Below are 19,061 nucleotides of genomic sequence, written 5' to 3'. Positions count from 1 at the left end.
TTTGTATTATCATTTTCATCAATTATCTTACTGCCTTTGAATTTTTAACAAAGGAAGTTTGACTATGCGTTTAAAACCTGTTGCCTCTGTCGTTCTGTCCTGTTTAGGTTTTTCCAGCCCCCTGGCTTTCGCTGAAGATGTCATGGTGGTAACCGCTTCCGGTTACGAAAAGAAAATCACCAATGCCGCCGCCAGCGTCTCCGTTATTTCACAGCAAGAGTTACAAACCAATAAATATAATGATTTAGGCGAAGCCCTGCGTTCTGTTGAAGGGGTCGATGTTGAAAGCAGTACCGGTAAAACCGGTGGCCTGGAAATCAGTATTCGCGGTATGCCCGCCAGCTATACCCTGATCCTGATTGACGGTATTCGTCAAAACGGCAGTAGCGACGTGACGCCAAACGGCTTCTCTGCCATGAATACCAGCTTTATGCCTCCGCTGGCGGCGATCGATCACATTGAAGTGATCCGCGGCCCAATGTCGACGCTATACGGCTCCGACGCAATCGGTGGCGTGGTGAATATCATCACCAAAAAAAGCACCGATAAGTGGAGCACTTCCATTAATACCGGCGTTAACCTGCAAGAGAGTAATAAATGGGGTAACAGCACGGTCGCCAACTTCTGGTCAAGCGGTCCGTTGATCGCAGGCGTACTGGATATGCAGGTTCGGGGGAGCACCACCCAACGCCAGGGTTCAAGCGTCACCTCTCTGAGCGATACCGCCTCCACCCGCGTACCTTATCCGACCGAGTCGGAAAACTATAATATTGGCACGCGTCTCGACTGGAAAACCAATGAGAACAATACGCTGTGGTTAGATCTCGACTCTGCCAGACAGCGCTATGACAACGATGATGGTCAGTTGGGTAACCTGACGGGGGGGTATGATAAAACGCTGCGCTATGAACGCAACAAAGTGACCCTCGGCCACGATACTGCCTTAACGTTCGGCACCTGGAAATCCTCCCTCGGCTGGAATGAAACCGAGAACAAAGGCCGACAACTGGTCTCCTCCGCACTCACGCCAGAGAACGCTGGCCGTGCCGGTGATGCGCGAGAACTCAAGAACACTAACGTCATTCTGGACTCGGTGCTACTGACGCCATTAGGTGACTCACACCTGTTAACCCTTGGTGGGGAATACTGGGATGCGCGAATGAAAGACGGTGTCGTGCTGGCCAATACCGGCGAGACATTCCACCAAAAAACATGGGCAGCCTATGCGGAAGATGAATGGCATATTCTCGACTCACTGGCGTTAACCGCTGGTACACGTTATGAACATAACGATGTCTTTGGCGGTCATCTTAGCCCACGTGCGTATATGGTCTGGGACGTATCTGATGAGTGGACTCTCAAAGGCGGCGTAACGACCGGTTATAAAGCGCCATCACTCAGCCAGTTGCATAACGGGATCAGCGGCGTAACCGCGCAAGGAACCGTTAATACGGTCGGTAACCCTGACCTCAAGCCGGAAGAAAGTATCAGCTACGAAACCGGACTATATTACGAGAACGAGGCCGGACTTAACGCCAACGTTACCGGCTTCTATACCGAATATAAGAATAAAATTGTCTCGTATTCTATCGATGATAATACCAACAGCTATACCAACAGCGGCAAGGCCAGGACAGATGGTATTGAATTCGCCAGTACCTTCCCTCTCTGGTCGGACGTGCTGAGTTTATCCCTTAACTACACCTACACACAGAGCAAGCAAAAAGATGGTGACAATAAAGGTGCACCACTAAGCTACACGCCAAAACATATGGCTAATGCTCGCCTGAACTGGCAGGCAACGGAAGATATGAACGCCTGGCTGAGTGCACGTTATCGCGGCAAAGCCCCTCGCTTTACCGAAAATTACGACAACCTCAGCGCAGTACAAAAGGCCGTCTATGACGATAAAGGCGCTAATTTAAAAGCCTGGACCGTTCTCGACATGGGGATGTCTTACAAACTGACCAAAGAGCTGACGCTGAATACGGCGGTTAATAACGTGCTGGATAAAGATTTTAGCGAAGTAAAACTGTACCAGGTGGGCCGCAATAGCACCTACGCGGGTGATTATTATCAGACTGCACAATCCACCACCGGATACGTAAACCCGGGTCGTAACTACTGGGTATCTTTAAACTATCAGTTCTAATTTTTCCAACATCCTTCTCTCAGGGCTATCGCTGATAGCCCTGTTAAGATGGAACATATTTTTAACCTAACGCATATTTTGACATCCCCTTCAACGCTACATTAATACCCGCATTTATTTACCAGTGCTTAATGTTGACATAAATTAAATGTGAATTAATATTGCAGCCCTCAACAAAGTTCTACACTGCATCAACATAAATTTAATTAAATATTTATCAAACTAAACAATAGATAAATAGCCTACATAATACTCTTAGCCATAGCCACTGGTCAGATATGTATCAGCGGCATTAGAGAAGATCATTGACTCCCTATTCAACACTATAAAATGGTAAAAATGAAAAAGTTAATGATTGCAATTATTACTGCAACTGTTTTATCCGGTTGTGCTCAACAAACCTTTAAAATAAACAACAGCATTGCAGAAAAACCAACCCAGGAAACCAGACAGAGCTTTTTCCTGAATGGCATTGGTCAGTCGCAAACTATCGATGCAGCATCTGTTTGCGGTGGCGCAGACAAGGTAGTACGAACCGAAGTTCAGGAATCTGGTATGGATGTTTTCTTACGCGTCATCACAATAGGCATCTATACTCCTCGAGAAGCCAGAGTATATTGTTCGAAATGATATTTTAAGCAGGTATTTCAGGAATACCTGCTTAAATTTATGATAGTTTGTAATTCCCTGCTAATTAAGTATTCATAATTCATAAAATCAAAAAACATCATCGACAGCGCTGTGTTTTAATAATAGATAAGAAAACTTATTGGTGATACAACAAGCATTGTGTTAAACATAAGAATATTTAAACAATCAATATAGAAACACCCCTTCCTGCATCATTAGATACAATGCCAAAACAATCCCCCCGACGATACCGCCTAAAAAGAGAACTGCGGCAATCGCAAGCTGGTTGCGGTTTGTGTACTTCGCTTTGCTTCGCACATCCAACCTTTTTTTCGCCGCTCCGTGCCTTGAATCATGCTCCATAGCGAATGTTATCTCTGCCATACCGTTATCCAGTTACTGTATGTGAAAATACAAATGACCATTTAGTTAGTAAGGATATAATTTCTAAAGAACAGGATCCGAGATTTATCTCACGATAAAGACAATTATCGGAATTTTAGTAGCGAGCCGGGCCTCAGATTCCATTTCCACTAACAAGCGGTCGTCCAGCGTTTACTCGACGAAAACCTTCACTTTAGGCTTTGAAAGCAAAATCATGACAAACTCAGTGAAGGTTACAGGCTTATAAAAATAGTATCCTTGCAGGAAAACGATGTTGTTTTTGTTGAGGTAATCAAGCTGTGCTTTCGTTTCAACCCCTTCAGCAACGATGCTTAAAGACAATTTACGTGCCAGATCGAGTACGCAATCTAAAATCCGGGTTGAATCGGGAAAGTCATTTACTCGTCCCACAAAACTTTGATCGATCTTGATGTAATCAATATGCAGGTCATGCAAATAAGAAAGTCCAGAATAGCCCGTCCCGAAGTCATCTAACGCAATAACAAAGCCATTTTCGTGTAACGTATTGAGCCTCTGCACAAGATCTTCATCCACATCTAGCGGTTCGCGCTCAGTGACTTCGATGACCAGATTGAGATCATCGCGATTAAAACTGTCTCTGTATCTTAGGCACTCCTCTACAAATGTAAGGGATGTAATATGAGAAGCACTGAAGTTAATACCGACATGGAAGCCGGATGGCAATTTGCTGGCAATGGCGTTCATATTCGCCGCGACCTGCATCATCAGGCTTTGAGTTAGCGGCACGATCAGACCTGACTTTTCGGCGACGGGAATAAAGGAAGCGGGAGAGATATACCCGGCCTTTGGATGTTTCCATCGGGCCAACACTTCAACGCCACGTAACGTCCCCTCTCGGCCATTTACGATGGGTTGATAAAAAGGCACGATCTCTCCTTTTGCTATCGCCCTGCGCAGCGTTTCTTCGGGGGTATCGTTCTTGTTCAGATACTTATCAATAGCATAAGCGGCTGCAGCAGATATCAACAGGATGAAAATCAGGATCCCTGACCCCTGCGTAACCAACCTTTTTGCACTAAACAATGGCGGTTCATTATAGATAATACTGAAGGGATACTTTGCGGAATTCACTCGTCCAGACGCATTTGCACTTGGTGTTACGGTTTTCACATCGCCCAATGAACCGAGTACTTTATCACCCACGAGCAATGCGTATGCCACTCCCTTTAATGGAACCTTCAGTGCCCCACGGACATGCACCCCGCTGATGGTGACAATAATACGACTGGTTTGAAAACGAGTTTGATACAGCAGAACGGGTATCTCATTTTCCGTATTTCTTGCGGAAGTTAATAGCAAATTCGTATCAGTAATTACAGGAATTTGCTTAAGTAAGATCCTATTACCCGGCAAAGACGTACACCAAACCTTTCCCTGCCGGATAATGATCAGCGTTCGCAAATGAGGTCGTAGCGCGGCTTCTGTTCCGAGTTGGTATTGCCCCTCCAGATCGCATTTCTTTTCAGCGATACCTATGGCAGTGACGGTTGCCTGGAAAGCCTCATCAAGGATGTTATCCATATTTTTCGCAGCATATCTGGCGCCTCCAAGAGTTTCTGTCGAAGAGGAATACCAAAGCTGCATATTAAGAATAAAAACGCCAATGAATAAAAGGCACACCGCAGCAATTACCGGTAACAGTGCTTTGCGCATTCTCATGTCCTGTGGCGAAAATTGATAACACGTTGTGATGAACATTTTACGTGTTCAAATTGTCTCTACTGAGCATGGTAGACAGAAATGGAAATCGCCATGAGCCCAGTCACATTTCCCTAATAACAACGTAACTTACTAATTTATCGATAAAGTTATTACAAAAAATTGCAGTACTAAACCGACGTAGTGCCTTATCTAATTTTGCTATCATAGGAATGCACTAATACAGAGGTGAGCAAATGAAAATCTTTATCACTGACAATGACGGGAACCTGATTCCTGTTGATGGAAAAAGCGTTGTCATCGAATTGAATAGCGGTGGAACTATCGAGATCGCCGAGGAGTATAGCCGGGACGACGTCCCAGAAGGCATCAATCTGTGGGGCGGACGCGAACCTTCCCCTTCACTCTCATTTGAAGAAATCAAAGCCAGAACCGAAGGTCTTGGCGTTTATCCCATTGCAGCCAACGCTCTACATGTCTTCCCGTACAAACTTTCACCAAAAGAATAATTGCACTCATTATTGGATTTAAAATAACCAGACTGACATACGCCAGTCTGGCTGAACTTACCCGGCAGAATCAGCTTAGAAGTTCCATTTCACGCCTATCATCGCAGCGCTGTCGTTATAGCCTTTGTCGCCAGCCTGCACTCCGATGTTGCCCCACAGATTAAGACGCGGACTTACCTGTCCTTCCACACCCACTTTTACCTCGGCGATATTTTTCGCCCCGTCCTGACGAACATTCACGCCGTCCATGGTCGTACTGAAATCTCGTGAATTGTGCAGCCAGTTCAGCTCGGCAAACGGCTGGAATTCACGTTCTTTACCGTTATCCATCTGATGATGGCTCTTAATCCAGGTTTTCAGGCCCAGCCGGGTCTGCACATTGCCGTTACCATGGCTGGTGATACGGGTGCCGTTGCTTTCCCGATGGTCGTCCGCCTTCACGCCCATCCAGACCGCCTGCGCCTGAGGTTGTATGTACCATTCGTTCAGCGTTCCCTGACTGCCGCTAAATTCACCCATTTTCTGGGCATATCCCATTTCCAGCGAGGCGGTCACCCCTTTCGATTTATACGATTCGCCCTGCAAATCATCGCCTTTGACATTGTTATCAAACCAGCTGTACTGAGCCCAGCTGTCCAGCCAGGCGCCGTTATGCGACGCATCATTGGCATACCATGTGGCATAAACGCCGGTGCTGTAGCCATTGACTGAACCTCTGGAACGGTAACCCGTGCGTGACGATCGGGTGTTGCTGTGATCGTTCCCGTAGCCCGCCATCACGCCAAGGTGCCAGCGATCAAGTCCGTTCTGGCTCCATTGCGCAATGTCGCCCCCCAGCTGCAATACATAACGGTTGCTCTGGGTTTTCAGCTGGCCGCTGCCGTCACGCCAGTTGTTATGCCCGCCAACGTGGCGCATCCACATACTGGTGACTTTCTGCTCGCCGGTCAGGGCATCGATATACTGCGTTTCGCCCAGGCGATCGTACAAACGGGTGACGAACATGTTGTTGGCCGCCGCCAGGTTAGCCGTGTAGCTGCCGCCTTCCGGACGCAGATCTTTATCCGGATCCGGTTTTGGTTCGGGATCCGGATTGGTTTTGCCGCTGGTCAGATACCAGTTGCCGCTGTTTTCATCCTGACCGCGCCCAAGGCTGTAGTCATATGCCCCCGCCACAATACGGCCGGCCTGGGTAAACTCACCGTCCGATGCGCCATCAACATGGATAACTTCGATCCCATCAATCGTGGCGGCCCCTTTCCCACCGGCGTTAGTGACACTGACGGAGGTTGTGCCACTGGTATCGCCTTTCACCACCAGCTTATCCGTAACGGAATTGTCATCCCCCAGCGCGGTGTTCAAGGAAAGATGACCACCATTACCCGTGTAATTACCATTGACCACCAGTTGATTACCGGCCTGCTGACCCTTCACACCGGTTGCGAGGGTACCGCTGTTAACCAGGTCGCCCCCCACCGTGAACAGGAGATTGTCACCGGTCCCGGTCCCCACCTGCAGCACACCGGCGTTATTCACATGACCTGCAACGCCCCCCGTGCCCGAGAGCATCCCCGCAGCCGCAATGTTGACTTCGGTACTGGCCAGCGTGACCGGAGATGTGCCGTCTCCCAGTACCAGGCCACCCTGCTCAATCTCCGTTTTCCCCGTCCAGGCGGCGTTGTCACCGACGGTAATGGAGCCGGCTCCCAGCTTGGTCACGTCGCCGCTACCATAAACGTCGTTATCAAGCTGCCAGTCGGTATTACTGTTCAGCACCAGTGAACCACTGTTGCTCACCTCTGCGCTGCCCAGATTTTCTGCGCTGAACGCGGTAAGCCGGGAATCCGCATCCACAGCAAATTGCCCCGTAAAGGCGCTGTTGTTACCCACCAGCGCGACGTCGCTTTCGCTGAGTTCAACCCGTCCGGCATCGCTGATGCTGTTGTAAAGCGCGCCTGCCGCCTTGCTCATCGTCAGCGTTCCCGCCGCCACGATATCGCCCGTGCCGAGACCCAGCGTGGTGTTCATCAGCACGCGCGCACCTTCTGCAATGGTCGTTTTTGCCGTCAGCGTGCTGTTTTCACCGGTAATGGTCAGCGTATCGCCATTGATGTTTAGCGCGCCGCTTCCGGTCAATATTCCATCGGCTGTTCCGCCCTGCTCCAGGGTCAGGCTACCGCCATTGATGTTCAGCAGTGAGTCAGCCGCCGCCGTCAGCTTACCGACAGTCTGGCTATAACCGTTCATGTCAAAACCGGTCTCAGCGGCCAGACGCAGTTCACTGGTCTGTCCAAGAACATTATCGTTTTTCATCAGCAGGTTGCCGCTGCGTACATCAGTGATACCGGTGTAATCGTTATCCATATTCGACAGCGATACCGTCTGGCCTCTGGCGCTGTCAAACGCCAGGTCGCCACTGCCGGTCACGCGGGCGCTGAGATCTGCGGCATTACCGGTATTCCCTTCCGCATTGAGGGTTAGGGCATTATCCCCTTGCGCAAGTAATTCGACCTGGGTCAGACCATAATTGATGTAAAGTCCATCGCCATTTTCACCACTCGTCAGACGATAATCGTAAACACCATTCGCCACGGTCTCACCATTCTGAGTAATGTGAGATGTCTGAGCATTAGAAACCACATTACCATTTTGATCGATCAGGCTAAGGTTCCCCGCACTACCGGTAACCGTGCCCTGGCTATCAGCCAATTTAACCAGAACGTCGCCTTCATCCTGCTGGAGCAAGGGTATAGTCGTGTCAGGATGCTGCGGCGTGTTTTCAAAATCACCACCAGTACTAATTTGAATTTGCCCGCTACCGGTTAAGTTCAGATCTTTTTCCGTCTCAACAAATCGATCGCTAAGCGTATCGCCAGGAGAAACAGCACCGAAAATTAATGTCCCGCCATTAAAGGCCAGACCGCCAATATTTTGTGTTCCGCTTCCAACCGATGTAGCGTTGCCAGTACCCACGGTAAGCGTGGCATTCGTTAACGCAGACGTATTGTCTGCTTCTAATGTGAACAGATTATTATTGAGAATCACATTCCCCGCGAACTCAGAACCCGTCGTGTTGCTAAAGTTAAACGCATTACCATTATTATCAGCAACAAGATATCCAGTTCCGGTCAACTTGTTATCAATGCTGAATCCATTGTTTGTTGTCGCGTGCAAGTACCCGTCACTGCTGATATTTACAGTACCGCTACCGAAATTATTTTGCGTAGAAGACACAGCAGTATCCGTTGAAGCTGTGCCCGTTACATTCCAGTTACCAGCATAGTTTTGGTTAGTACCGGTTATCTGGGCATCACCAGATACGGTTGTATTACCACTACCTGATAAAATGTTATTGAATGCGCTACCATCAGCATAAGCAATATCCAGTCCAGTATTATTGTTTGGAGCCGTATTAACAGATACCTCCCCACTTCCCAGTGCTTTACTATCTGCAATGGAAAGTAAACCACCGCTAATTACCGTCCCACCAGTATAATTTGACACCGCAGCAAGGGTAGTATGCCCTGATTGTTGTTCTACCACGCCATCGCCATTAATCGCGATATTGAATAAATAGCCTTCAGTGCCAGGTTGAGTCTGACTGATGTTATTGAAAATAACCGTATTCTCGCCATCACCACTCATTGCTATGCTCTTGGCAGCAATAGAGGCTGGGGCACCATACTTAGCATCGCCAATATAAAGCTGGGTAGCGCCTCCGGACACACTGTTTAATGTGATATCATTCTCAGCAGTTACTTTTGAAGCGTGCCCCAAGATCACTTTTGTCACGTTGTCAGCGACTGTTGATGATATATTGAAATCACCATTAGTCGTTATGCCCGTTCCTGCTGCGTTCAATATCTGAAGACCCGTACCCCCCACGTTCTTACCAACAACATTGATATCTCCATCAACATTTACCACCGTTGAATAAATGCCTGCAGCAGTACTAACCGCATCAATGTTATTGATTTCAACGTTATTGCTGAAAGTAAGATCGCCACCAACATTGATGCCATTTGAAGTGGAATTGTTTGTCGCTAAAAAACTACCGTTCGTAGTATCAAGATACAGATCGCCGCCCACGTTAAGCTGGGAATTGCCCACCATCATGAACGTGCCACCACTGGTGTTTTTTACGGTCATGTCACCCGTAACATTAATTTCGGCACCCTGCTCTGAAGAACTGGGATTAGCCAACCATATGCTATTATGATCTGCAGTAAGACTGATACTTTCTGCAGTTAACTTAGCCATTGCATTCTCTGAACCAAACATCCAGATGGTCGCATCTGTCGCGCCAGTATTTGTTTTAATATCACCGACAGAGATAACACCGGCAGTCCCCCCGGATTGCTCCGATGTCAACCCTCCTAATTTGGAACCACCAATTTGCAGCATACTATTATTCCCCATTAATAGTGAACCGCTATTTCCCGCTGTTAAACTACCGCCATTTATCCACATAGAGGTATTTTCATTGGTAGGCGGTGCCATATTTATTGTAGGATTACTACCCGTAACAATAACATCCGCACCGTTGTTTATCTGCACAGTAGAAGTTGTGTTCCATTGCAAACCATCACTTATGGTATCTGATGAGTTGAATTCAGTATATCCATTGATTTCTAATGCATTAACGTTCCCGGATAATATTAATGTAACAACCGCGCTAATAGCCTTAAGATTAAACAACACCCTGGTAGATTTCGGGGATAACTGGGTTGTGTTTTTACTTTTCGTTTTACCTTTACCAAATTCCGAAACCACAACCCATAAATTCTGAGCCGAACTCCATATAACACGATAAATCTTGTTCATAATCACCTTCCGAATAAGACCACGAAGCCTTTATGTTTTGGCTAATTATCGTGGCGGCACAGCAATGAATATAAGAGCACTCTACAGATAACCTCTCTCTTCTGGTCTTTTCCGCAGAAACATTGAGCAACCTGTACAGGGTAGATAGTATTCCCGGGTCAGCAAAACATCCATTTATATCGATAATACGGTATATTATAGATGTTTTATCTGCATTATATGAATAAGTCAGGTGTTAGCACTGAGATGAGTTAACAAAAAGGCAACGTATCGTTAATGATTTGTATAAAAACCTCACAACTATTACCACGCTAACTCCACAGCATATATTTACGAACAAAAAAGTGCAGTTCGTTTGAATTACGCAAGTTGTATTTTCGTGCAATAGCGATTGTTATCGCCTGAAAAAACTTAACGTCAAACCTTGCTAATTTGGCAGCTTCGCTAACGCTATTTGCAGCCAGTAATAAATGAATAACATATATCTCTCGCCGGGTTAATGTCTTAAGTTGCCGGATGCTTAGTATTTTATCGATTATCTTACGGGAGTGGTTTCTTTGTCCCTTGAAGATACATAAACGCCACTTGTAAAAATCATCTGTCATTTCCAAATCCACTAATGACCCAAGCAACCGAGAAAGCCATAATCCACGTGAGATAATAATAACTCTAGTATCAGCACAGACTGATTCAATTGCACGATAAAGCGCATCCAGTGAAGGAAATGAATCCACATCGCAGAAGCACAATATTTTCTCTGTAAAACTCGCTTGCATCAAGGCGTCTATAGAACAACGAAGGTAAGTATCCTGAGTAAAAACAATGTATTTTCGTTGCAGCAAAACCAATTACTCCTGTTGTTTTCTAACCTTCTGAATCTCCGTTCAGAAATCGGCACTGTAGATAAAAAATATTGTAATGTGTTTACTCTTTGAAAATAGCAGCTCAATTATAATCGGCATGCACAACGACAGTTATTTATACTATTAAAAATTTAATTTATAGATGCTTTGACCATAAAAATATCTCATGACACAATGCATATAATATAAAACACCAGCAATCCACCTTCACTTCAGTGGATCACACTGTATCGTTAAGATCAGGTCAGCAGCTTCTACCCAAGATTAAGTAAACTTTGATTTAATTTTGGGGAAGAGTTTTCGCCCAGAATCCAAATTTTCACGCCTGCACGTTCAACACGCTGCCGCTGTTGTCACACCTTGATGGTAAAGCTGTTACTGCCGCTAAAGTCCGCTATGAGCGAAGCAGAAGTTTGTACTTTTGCGCGCAAAACGAGAATGTGTACATAAGGGGGCTGCGTCAATAGAGAAAGTTGAGTGGCAGTTTCCGTCTGTAGGCAGAGGGAACTGATCCGGTAGACGTTTTGCACGTTTGTCTGGCCGATAAATGATTAATACTATCATTTTGAAAAAGTTAAACTAAGTATGATGTACAAGACGTGAAGCTAAAGGACAGATATGACGGCATATTCAAACGCTGATGCGACAAGGGATTTACGCTCGACCTTAGACAAGGCGCCCGCTGGCGCTGTGAACGGCGAATGGTTCTTTATCACCGAACAGGCTGGAGTCTCCTCCCTAACCGGAGGCTACATGTATGCCGACGGGAGTCACGTTGCAGAGGGTAACCACGTCCTTCAGAAGGTCCGGGAGGTTGTCGAGAAACTCGCAGCATCACCGATAAAGCCTTTTAATAAGGTTATCGTTCACTGGACAAAATCTAAAATACCGTTAATACGAGGGCGCGTAACGCTTGACACACTATTCGATGAGGCAATTGTGCCGCGCGGGCCTCAAGACCCGATTTATGAGGCAGCGTCTGTAGCAAGGCGAGCTTTTTGGGAAAAATATGGCAGCGTCTCTGATGGCTTTATGGCTGAACAAGATGACGCGAACGTACACAACCAGACGGAATGGTTCGGGCCCCATCGTCGAGTACTTAACATTAAGTGGAACACCCAACTAACGCTGACCACTGATGGCCTCTCGACGCCCTGGGCCGGCATTGCAGACCAGGAAAATGGCGTAGGATGCGAACTTTTCATGGAATTTGAAGCTTCGAGTACTACCAGCCACCAGATTGATGACTGGGCTCATCTCTTGATTAACCTGGGTGATCTCGTTGCCGATGGGTATCAGATTGCCGCCGATGTTGAAAAATATGGCGCAATCCTGTTTTGCAGACTTACAGATGAATATCACCCAATGACCCGAATCATCCTCAGTGGTGATGACCGTAAGATTGATAATTTGCCTTTCGGTTCCGTTCCGCTGATCCGCGTAACACCAATAGCCGAGTCAGAGATTGAACACCTTGATCAATCTGATGAGTGGGCATCAAGCGCTGCAAGATATGCTCTCTCGGCACGGCGGATACACGCCCCTTACGGGGCAAAGTGAGTTGACTCACCTTATTTAAAGGAAGTGAATCACCCAAGATGACTGAGTATTTTTGGCGCAATGCCGAGAGTTTTTTACCATTTCACGGATTACCAGAAAAGAATAAAAATGATAATTATTATCAAAAGATTCAAGTGAGATCGCTGAAATAACAAATTCTTAATCTCTCAACAAAAATAAGGATTTGTTAAGCTTCATGATTTATGGTCGATGTAACACACCGTTTGAGGCAAAAATAATGGTCAAATTCTCAAAACTTCAGATTCGCTTACACTGGCTAACCCTGATATTAATAGCGATAACCTATGCAGCTATGGAGCTTCGTGGCTGGTTTCCCAAGGGCAGCAACACCTACCTTCTCATGAAAGAAACACATTACAATGTTGGGGTATTTGTCTGGTTTTTAATGATAATACGATTAATTATTAAACATAAGTATCATGACCCAGCAATCACTCCCCCCCCACCAGCGTGGCAGATGATGTCTGCTAAAATAATGCATATCTTGCTATACATTTCTTTTGTGTCTCTACCATTATTAGGTGTTGCAATTATGGCTTACGGTGGAAAGGACTGGAGTCTCTTAGGTCTTAACATTGCGCCTTTCGTTACTCCTGACGGGGAAACAAAGTCACTTCTCAAAGATATTCACGAAACACTGGCGAACGTCGGATATTTTTTAATCGCAGCGCATGCTGGTGCAGCGTTATTTCATCACTACATTCAGAAAGATAACACTCTTATGAGGATGCTCCCTGAATGTAACCCTAAGAAATAATTATTTTAATGTTTAACATTATGGCAGTCATTAGGTGGCTGCCATAATGCCTGGAGTCCGGGTACGTTTATGGCTATAGCAAGATCCATCTCGACCTGCGGATGAAAATTGGAACACATAGCGTTGCATTTAATACATGGCTTTATGCGATGAGAATTATTACCAAAAATACTATTCAAACTATCTAATTAATCATGTTTAAAATTTAATTCATTATGGGTTTTAATAAATTATTTTGATAACCATTTAAATCCTAATAATAAAAACGGGAACCTCTCGGCTCCCGTTCTCATACAACCCAGAATCTGGATTACATGTTTTCGATGATCGCATCACCAAACTCTGAACATTTCAGCAGCTTAGCGCCGTCCATCAGACGTTCGAAGTCATAGGTTACGGTCTTGGCATTGATCGCGCCTTCCATACCTTTAACGATCAGGTCAGCCGCTTCAACCCAACCCATGTGGCGCAGCATCATTTCAGCAGACAAAATGATGGAACCTGGGTTCACTTTATCCTGACCTGCGTACTTCGGTGCAGTACCGTGGGTTGCTTCGAACAGCGCACATTCGTCACCGATGTTCGCGCCCGGCGCAATACCAATACCACCAACCTGTGCGGCCAGTGCATCGGAGATGTAGTCGCCATTCAGGTTCATACAAGCAATCACGTCATATTCAGCCGGACGCAGCAGGATCTGTTGCAGGAACGCATCGGCAATAACGTCCTTAACCACAATCTCTTTGCCGGTTTTCGGGTTCTTAATTTTCACCCATGGACCGCCGTCGATCAGTTCACCACCGAATTCCTCACGCGCTAACTGGTAACCCCAGTCTTTAAACGCGCCTTCGGTGAACTTCATAATGTTACCTTTGTGTACCAGGGTAACAGAATCACGATCGTTCGCGATGGCATATTCGATCGCTGCACGAACCAGACGTTTAGTCCCTTCTTCAGAACACGGTTTGATACCGATACCGCAATGTTCCGGGAAGCGGATTTTCTTCACGCCCATCTCTTCGCGCAGGAATTTAATCACTTTCTCGGCATCGGCAGAGTCCGCTTTCCATTCGATACCCGCGTAGATATCTTCGGAGTTTTCACGGAAGATGACCATGTCGGTAAGTTCAGGGTGTTTAACCGGGCTAGGCGTGCCCTGGTAATAACGCACCGGTCGCAGGCAGACATACAGGTCAAGTTCCTGGCGCAAGGCAACGTTCAGAGAGCGAATACCGCCGCCAACTGGTGTGGTCAGGGGGCCTTTGATAGCAACACGATATTCACGAATCAGATCAAGGGTTTCAGCAGGCAGCCAGACGTCCTGGCCATAAACCTGAGTGGATTTCTCGCCGGTGTAGATTTCCATCCAGGAGATTTTACGCTCGCCTTTATAGGCTTTCTCGACAGCAGCATCGACAACTTTGATCATCGGTGGGGTTACATCAACGCCGATACCGTCGCCTTCAATGAACGGGATAATCGGATTTTCAGGAACGTTGAGTTTGCCGTTTTGCAGGGTGATCTTCTTACCTTCCGCCGGAACAACTACTTTGCTTTCCATTCACCTCTCCTTCGAGCGCTTCTGGTTCTGCTCGTCTGTCATCACGCTGCATGTGCGTTTGCGTCCTGCTACACGGATGCGTTAGAGCAACTTTTTGTTAATGATTTGTAATGAGCGTGTCAATACTACCCTATTGTTCGCCGCCATGAAAGACACTCGTTCTTAGGCTATAATGCGGCAATTGATATAATCTGAAAATACCATGCAAAAAACTTCTTTTAGAAATCACCGGGTTGAGCGATTCAGCTCACGACAAGTCACTAAGCAGCGTAAAGAAAACCAGCCAAAACGCGTGGTTTTGTTCAATAAACCCTACGATGTTTTGCCACAATTTACTGATGAAGCGGGGCGCAAAACGTTAAAAGATTTTATTCCCGTGCAAAGCGTCTATGCTGCGGGTCGGTTGGATCGGGACAGTGAAGGTCTTTTGGTGCTGACCAACGACGGCGCATTGCAGGCCCGACTGACGCAACCCGGCAAGCGCACGGGGAAAATTTACTATGTCCAGGTTGAGGGAGAACCAACGCCCGAAGCGCTGGAAGCCCTGCGCACTGGCGTAACGCTTAAGGATGGTCCCACGCTGCCTGCTGGCATTGAAGTGGTAGAAGAACCCACATGGCTATGGCCGAGAAACCCGCCTATTCGGGAACGGAAAAATATCCCCACCTGTTGGCTGAAAGTGACTTTATATGAAGGCCGCAACCGCCAGGTACGCCGTATGACAGCGCATGTTGGGTTTCCTACGCTGCGCCTTATCCGCTATGCCATGGGAGATTACACGCTGGACAATCTCGCCAATGGCGAGTGGCGGGAACTGTAGCATCAGGCCTCTACGCCGCTATTAACAAGGAAGAGTGAAAGAAATGGACAAACGAATCATTGCGACACTTATTCTGTGTGGCATATCACCCTTTGGCTATGCCGCGCAGGATTGTGAGGCGGCTGCAGGTATCGCGGCAGGAGCGGCTGATTATCTCTATGAAAGCGCCCAGGTAAAAACAGCCTCCCGACTACACTTCAACTCTGCACCGGAAGTTGAATGTCAGCTTCCAGCTTTTCTGGTCAATGGAGATACAGTAGAGTTTTTAAGAGAAGCGCGCTCAGCCGAGTCTGCACGCTCCCCCGTTCATACCTTTCGCTACGTTCGATATCGAGACGCCAACGGCATGTTCGCCACAGGCTGGGTCTCCTCTGAGGGGCTGCTACCTCTGGCGACTCCCTTACCCGTCAATCCGGCCTGTAAAAAATGGGCCTATGAAGAGATGCCGCAACGCGAAAAAATGTCCCCCCTAGCTGATAACCATTACCAGATTACGGGCAACGATCGCGCCTGGTTTTATAGTATGCCAACGGAACAGTGCCGCAGCCCGTCCGTTTTTTTGGTTCCCGGCGACATTATTTCCGCACAGGAGCAGTCAAAAGATGATTTTATTGAAGCGGTTTATTACACCACCAATCGCCATATCGTGCGCGGCTGGTTGAAAAAATCACAGTTGCAGGCGTTGGACAGCGGCGATCGCTATCGCGACGACATCAATCCACTGTCGACGGATAAAGCTACGAGAGCCGCCACTCTCAATTTACGGCATGACTATCAATGTATTTTTTATGAAAGCTGGAATGAAAAAAATGATATTGCGATTATCGTGCGCGAGGATCACCAGACTGAATGGTGTCGCGGATCGGCCGCAGATCCACGAACAGCGCCCGCTATAGCTAATATAAGCATCAATAAGACCTCCGGTGAGATCGGTTCGCCGGATGCCGCTGAAGGCTTTGCCGAAGAATAAGGAATTAGTATGTTCAAACCACACGTCACGGTCGCCTGCATTGTACATGCAGAAGATAAGTTTTTAGTCGTTGAGGAAACAATCAATGGCAAAGCCCTGTGGAATCAACCTGCAGGACATCTGGAAGCGGACGAAACGCTGGCGCAAGCCGCCGCTCGCGAACTGTGGGAAGAAACAGGCATCAATGCACAACCGCAGCATTTCATTCGAATGCATCAATGGATTGCGCCGGACAAAACGCCCTTTTTACGTTTTCTGTTTTCTATCGAGCTTGCCAATATGTGCGCTACTGAGCCTCATGACAGCGATATAGATTGCTGTCGCTGGGTCAGCGCAGAAGAGATCATCTTAGCGCCAAACCTGCGCTCCCCGCTGGTTGCTGAGAGCATTCGCTGTTATCAGAGTGGACAGCGCTACCCTCTGGCAATAATCGGCGAATTTAACTGGCCGTTTACAGAGGGTGTCAAGTAAAGGGCTGCGTGCTAGAATATGCCGCCTTGAAGTTCAATGTCGTGAGTATTCCTATGTCTGAAAGCCCAAAAAAAGTGATCGTCGGCATGTCCGGCGGTGTCGATTCCTCCGTTTCTGCCTGGCTGTTGCAACAACAGGGTTATCAGGTAGAGGGCCTGTTCATGAAGAACTGGGAAGAGGACGATGGCGAGGAATATTGCACAGCGGCTGCCGATCTCGCGGATGCGCAGGCTGTCTGTGACAAACTCGGCATTGAACTGCATACCGTCAACTTTGCCGCAGAATACTGGGACAACGTCTTTGAACTGTTCCTTGAAGAATACAAAGCGGGCCGTACGCCGAACCCAGATATTCTGTGCAATAAAGAAATCAAGTTTAAAGCCTTCCTCGAGTTTGCCGCCGAAGATTTAGGTGCCGATTATATCGCCACCGGTCACTACGTGCGCCGCGCCGACGTTGACGGTAAAAGCCGCCTGCTGCGTGGACTTGACGGCAATAAAGACCAGAGCTATTTCCTCTACACGCTCGGCCATGAGCAAATCGCGCAAAGCCTGTTCCCGGTAGGCGAACTGGAAAAACCGCAGGTGCGTAAAATTGCCGAAGATCTCGGCTTGATTACGGCCAAGAAAAAAGACTCCACCGGTATCTGCTTCATCGGCGAACGTAAGTTCCGCGAGTTTCTTGGTCGTTACCTTCCGGCTCAGCCAGGCAAAATCATCACCGTCGATGGCGAAGAGATTGGTCAGCATCAGGGGCTGATGTACCACACCCTGGGTCAGCGTAAAGGTCTGGGCATTGGCGGGACGAAAGAAGGTACGGAAGATCCGTGGTACGTTGTGGATAAAGACGTCGAGAACAACATTCTGGTTGTTGCTCAGGGCCATGAACACCCGCGTCTGATGTCCGTTGGCCTGGTGGCTCAGCAACTGCATTGGGTCGATCGCGAACCGTTCACTGGCACAATGCGCTGCACGGTGAAAACCCGTTATCGTCAGACCGACATTCCATGCACCGTTAAGGCGCTGGATGCCGAGCGCATTGAAGTCATTTTCGACGAGCCCGTCGCGGCGGTAACGCCGGGCCAGTCGGCGGTCTTTTACAATGGCGAAATCTGCCTTGGCGGCGGCATTATCGAACAGCGATTGCCGCTGCCGGTATAATTACTTACACATCTGATACAAGGAAGCAGTGAACGTGGCAAAGAATTATTATGACATCACCCTCGCCCTGGCAGGCATTTGTCAGTCGGCACGCCTGGTGCAAGAACTGGCGCACCAGGGGCATTGTGATGCCGATGCATTACACGTTTCACTGAACAGTGTCATCGATATGAATCCCAGCTCTACGCTGGGCGTGTTTGGCGGCAGTGAGGCTAACCTGCGTTTAGGTCTGGAAACAATGCTCGGCGTGCTTAACGCCAGCAGTCGTCAGGGGCTGAACGCGGAACTCACCCGCTACACCTTAAGCCTGATGGTGCTGGAGCGTAAGCTGTCAGCCGCTAAAGGCGCTATGGACACGCTGGGAGACCGTATCAACGGCTTGCAGCGCCAGTTGGACCATTTTGATTTGCAGTCAGAAACGTTGATGAGTGCGATGGCTGGCATTTATGTTGACGTCATCAGCCCACTCGGCCCGCGTATTCAGGTTACGGGCTCCCCGGCCATCCTTCAGAGCCCACAGGTTCAGGCTAAAGTACGCGCTTCGCTGCTGGCTGGCATCCGTGCTGCCGTCCTCTGGCATCAGGTTGGTGGAGGCCGTCTGCAACTCATGTTTTCTCGTAATCGCCTGACGACTCAGGCAAAACAAATTCTTGCTCATTTAACCCCGGAGTTGTGATC

Annotated in this window: 15 protein-coding genes and 1 pseudogene; 10 read left to right on the top strand and 6 right to left on the bottom strand. The window is 47.7% G+C overall.

Annotation, left to right across the window (positions count from 1 at the left end):
* Positions 1 to 64 precede the first annotated feature (64 nt).
* Both E1B03_RS11410 and E1B03_RS11405 read left to right on the top strand, forming a co-directional pair.
* Complete coding sequence (locus E1B03_RS11410; RefSeq protein WP_103770274.1) at positions 65 to 2,152, top strand: TonB-dependent receptor; 2,088 nt, start codon at positions 65 to 67, stop codon at positions 2,150 to 2,152.
* Positions 2,153 to 2,491: 339 nt separating this feature from the next.
* On the top strand, positions 2,492 to 2,782 hold the full coding sequence (locus E1B03_RS11405) for a Bor family protein (protein ID WP_133086241.1): 291 nt from the start codon (positions 2,492 to 2,494) through the stop codon (positions 2,780 to 2,782).
* A gap of 186 nt (positions 2,783 to 2,968) precedes the next feature.
* Here E1B03_RS11405 and E1B03_RS11400 read toward each other — a convergent pair whose 3' ends face one another.
* Together E1B03_RS11400 and E1B03_RS11395 are read right to left on the bottom strand one after the other, a co-directional pair.
* Positions 2,969 to 3,166: a hypothetical protein gene (locus E1B03_RS11400; protein ID WP_103770275.1), complete on the bottom strand. Its 198-nt coding sequence runs from the start codon at positions 3,164 to 3,166 to the stop codon at positions 2,969 to 2,971.
* Between the two features lie 171 nt (positions 3,167 to 3,337).
* Positions 3,338 to 4,861, bottom strand: coding sequence for an EAL domain-containing protein (locus E1B03_RS11395; protein ID WP_133086240.1), 1,524 nt, complete (start codon positions 4,859 to 4,861; stop codon positions 3,338 to 3,340).
* A 242-nt stretch (positions 4,862 to 5,103) separates the two neighbouring features.
* On the opposite strand from E1B03_RS11395, the gene E1B03_RS11390 reads away from it, so the two are divergent.
* Positions 5,104 to 5,376: a hypothetical protein gene (locus tag E1B03_RS11390; RefSeq protein WP_103770277.1), complete on the top strand. Its 273-nt coding sequence runs from the start codon at positions 5,104 to 5,106 to the stop codon at positions 5,374 to 5,376.
* A 75-nt stretch (positions 5,377 to 5,451) separates the two neighbouring features.
* On the opposite strand, the gene E1B03_RS26485 is transcribed toward E1B03_RS11390, so the two are convergent.
* The 3 genes and pseudogenes from E1B03_RS26485 to E1B03_RS11380 form a co-directional block, all read right to left on the bottom strand.
* Positions 5,452 to 9,525 carry an autotransporter outer membrane beta-barrel domain-containing protein gene (locus E1B03_RS26485; protein ID WP_425456658.1) on the bottom strand — a complete coding sequence of 1,358 codons (4,074 nt, stop codon included), beginning with the start codon at positions 9,523 to 9,525 and terminating at the stop codon, positions 5,452 to 5,454.
* A 612-nt stretch (positions 9,526 to 10,137) separates the two neighbouring features.
* Positions 10,138 to 10,200 (bottom strand): annotated as a pseudogene (locus tag E1B03_RS26715) (ESPR domain-containing protein); the annotation flags it as partial.
* Between the two features lie 311 nt (positions 10,201 to 10,511).
* Positions 10,512 to 11,042 (bottom strand): hypothetical protein, encoded by a 531-nt coding sequence (locus tag E1B03_RS11380; RefSeq protein WP_133086239.1) that lies wholly within the window; start codon positions 11,040 to 11,042, stop codon positions 10,512 to 10,514.
* A gap of 639 nt (positions 11,043 to 11,681) precedes the next feature.
* On the opposite strand from E1B03_RS11380, the gene E1B03_RS11375 reads away from it, so the two are divergent.
* Together E1B03_RS11375 and E1B03_RS11370 are read left to right on the top strand one after the other, a co-directional pair.
* On the top strand, positions 11,682 to 12,623 hold the full coding sequence (locus tag E1B03_RS11375) for a hypothetical protein (protein WP_133086238.1): 942 nt from the start codon (positions 11,682 to 11,684) through the stop codon (positions 12,621 to 12,623).
* A gap of 238 nt (positions 12,624 to 12,861) precedes the next feature.
* Positions 12,862 to 13,401: a cytochrome b gene (locus E1B03_RS11370; RefSeq protein ID WP_103771511.1), complete on the top strand. Its 540-nt coding sequence runs from the start codon at positions 12,862 to 12,864 to the stop codon at positions 13,399 to 13,401.
* A gap of 310 nt (positions 13,402 to 13,711) precedes the next feature.
* Here the strand turns inward: E1B03_RS11370 and icd are convergent, their stop codons facing one another.
* Positions 13,712 to 14,962, bottom strand: coding sequence for an NADP-dependent isocitrate dehydrogenase (gene icd, locus E1B03_RS11365; protein ID WP_003030769.1), 1,251 nt, complete (start codon positions 14,960 to 14,962; stop codon positions 13,712 to 13,714).
* 202 nt (positions 14,963 to 15,164) lie between these two features.
* On the opposite strand from icd, the gene rluE reads away from it, so the two are divergent.
* Genes rluE through hflD form a run of 5 tightly spaced genes read left to right on the top strand, consistent with a single transcriptional unit; the run spans position 15,165 to position 19,059 of the window.
* Positions 15,165 to 15,782 (top strand): 23S rRNA pseudouridine(2457) synthase RluE, encoded by a 618-nt coding sequence (gene rluE / locus E1B03_RS11360; protein ID WP_103771354.1) that lies wholly within the window; start codon positions 15,165 to 15,167, stop codon positions 15,780 to 15,782.
* Positions 15,783 to 15,816: 34 nt separating this feature from the next.
* Positions 15,817 to 16,752, top strand: a complete 936-nt coding sequence (locus tag E1B03_RS11355; protein ID WP_133086237.1) for a hypothetical protein — start codon at positions 15,817 to 15,819, stop codon at positions 16,750 to 16,752.
* A gap of 9 nt (positions 16,753 to 16,761) precedes the next feature.
* Positions 16,762 to 17,223: an NUDIX hydrolase gene (locus E1B03_RS11350; RefSeq protein ID WP_103771356.1), complete on the top strand. Its 462-nt coding sequence runs from the start codon at positions 16,762 to 16,764 to the stop codon at positions 17,221 to 17,223.
* Positions 17,224 to 17,276: 53 nt separating this feature from the next.
* The gene (mnmA, locus tag E1B03_RS11345) at positions 17,277 to 18,383 is read left to right on the top strand and encodes a tRNA 2-thiouridine(34) synthase MnmA (protein WP_061381741.1); all 1,107 of its coding nucleotides are present in this window, start codon (positions 17,277 to 17,279) and stop codon (positions 18,381 to 18,383) included.
* Between the two features lie 34 nt (positions 18,384 to 18,417).
* A complete protein-coding gene (gene hflD, locus E1B03_RS11340) occupies positions 18,418 to 19,059 on the top strand; it encodes a high frequency lysogenization protein HflD (protein ID WP_016153409.1) in 642 nt (213 codons plus the stop codon).
* The last annotated feature ends 2 nt before the right edge of the window (positions 19,060 to 19,061 follow it).

This window comes from Citrobacter arsenatis (assembly GCF_004353845.1).
GTDB lineage: Bacteria > Pseudomonadota > Gammaproteobacteria > Enterobacterales > Enterobacteriaceae > Citrobacter > Citrobacter arsenatis.
The sequence above is the reverse complement of the archived record's forward strand: the minus strand, read 5'-3'. Positions and strand labels throughout refer to the sequence as shown.

Bases quoted from the DNA above. Each gene is read 5' to 3' on its own strand.
- rluE (WP_103771354.1), top strand. From the start codon at position 15,165: ATGCAAAAAACTTCTTTTAGAAATCACCGGGTTGAGCGATTCAGCTCA.
- mnmA (WP_061381741.1), top strand. From the start codon at position 17,277: ATGTCTGAAAGCCCAAAAAAAGTGATCGTCGGCATGTCCGGCGGTGTC.
- E1B03_RS11375 (WP_133086238.1), top strand. From the start codon at position 11,682: ATGACGGCATATTCAAACGCTGATGCGACAAGGGATTTACGCTCGACC.
- E1B03_RS11405 (WP_133086241.1), top strand. From the start codon at position 2,492: ATGAAAAAGTTAATGATTGCAATTATTACTGCAACTGTTTTATCCGGT.
- E1B03_RS11400 (WP_103770275.1), bottom strand. From the start codon at position 3,166: ATGGCAGAGATAACATTCGCTATGGAGCATGATTCAAGGCACGGAGCG.
- E1B03_RS11410 (WP_103770274.1), top strand. From the start codon at position 65: ATGCGTTTAAAACCTGTTGCCTCTGTCGTTCTGTCCTGTTTAGGTTTT.
- E1B03_RS11370 (WP_103771511.1), top strand. From the start codon at position 12,862: ATGGTCAAATTCTCAAAACTTCAGATTCGCTTACACTGGCTAACCCTG.
- E1B03_RS11350 (WP_103771356.1), top strand. From the start codon at position 16,762: ATGTTCAAACCACACGTCACGGTCGCCTGCATTGTACATGCAGAAGAT.
- E1B03_RS11390 (WP_103770277.1), top strand. From the start codon at position 5,104: ATGAAAATCTTTATCACTGACAATGACGGGAACCTGATTCCTGTTGAT.
- icd (WP_003030769.1), bottom strand. From the start codon at position 14,962: ATGGAAAGCAAAGTAGTTGTTCCGGCGGAAGGTAAGAAGATCACCCTG.
- E1B03_RS11395 (WP_133086240.1), bottom strand. From the start codon at position 4,861: ATGCGCAAAGCACTGTTACCGGTAATTGCTGCGGTGTGCCTTTTATTC.
- E1B03_RS26485 (WP_425456658.1), bottom strand. From the start codon at position 9,525: ATGACCGTAAAAAACACCAGTGGTGGCACGTTCATGATGGTGGGCAAT.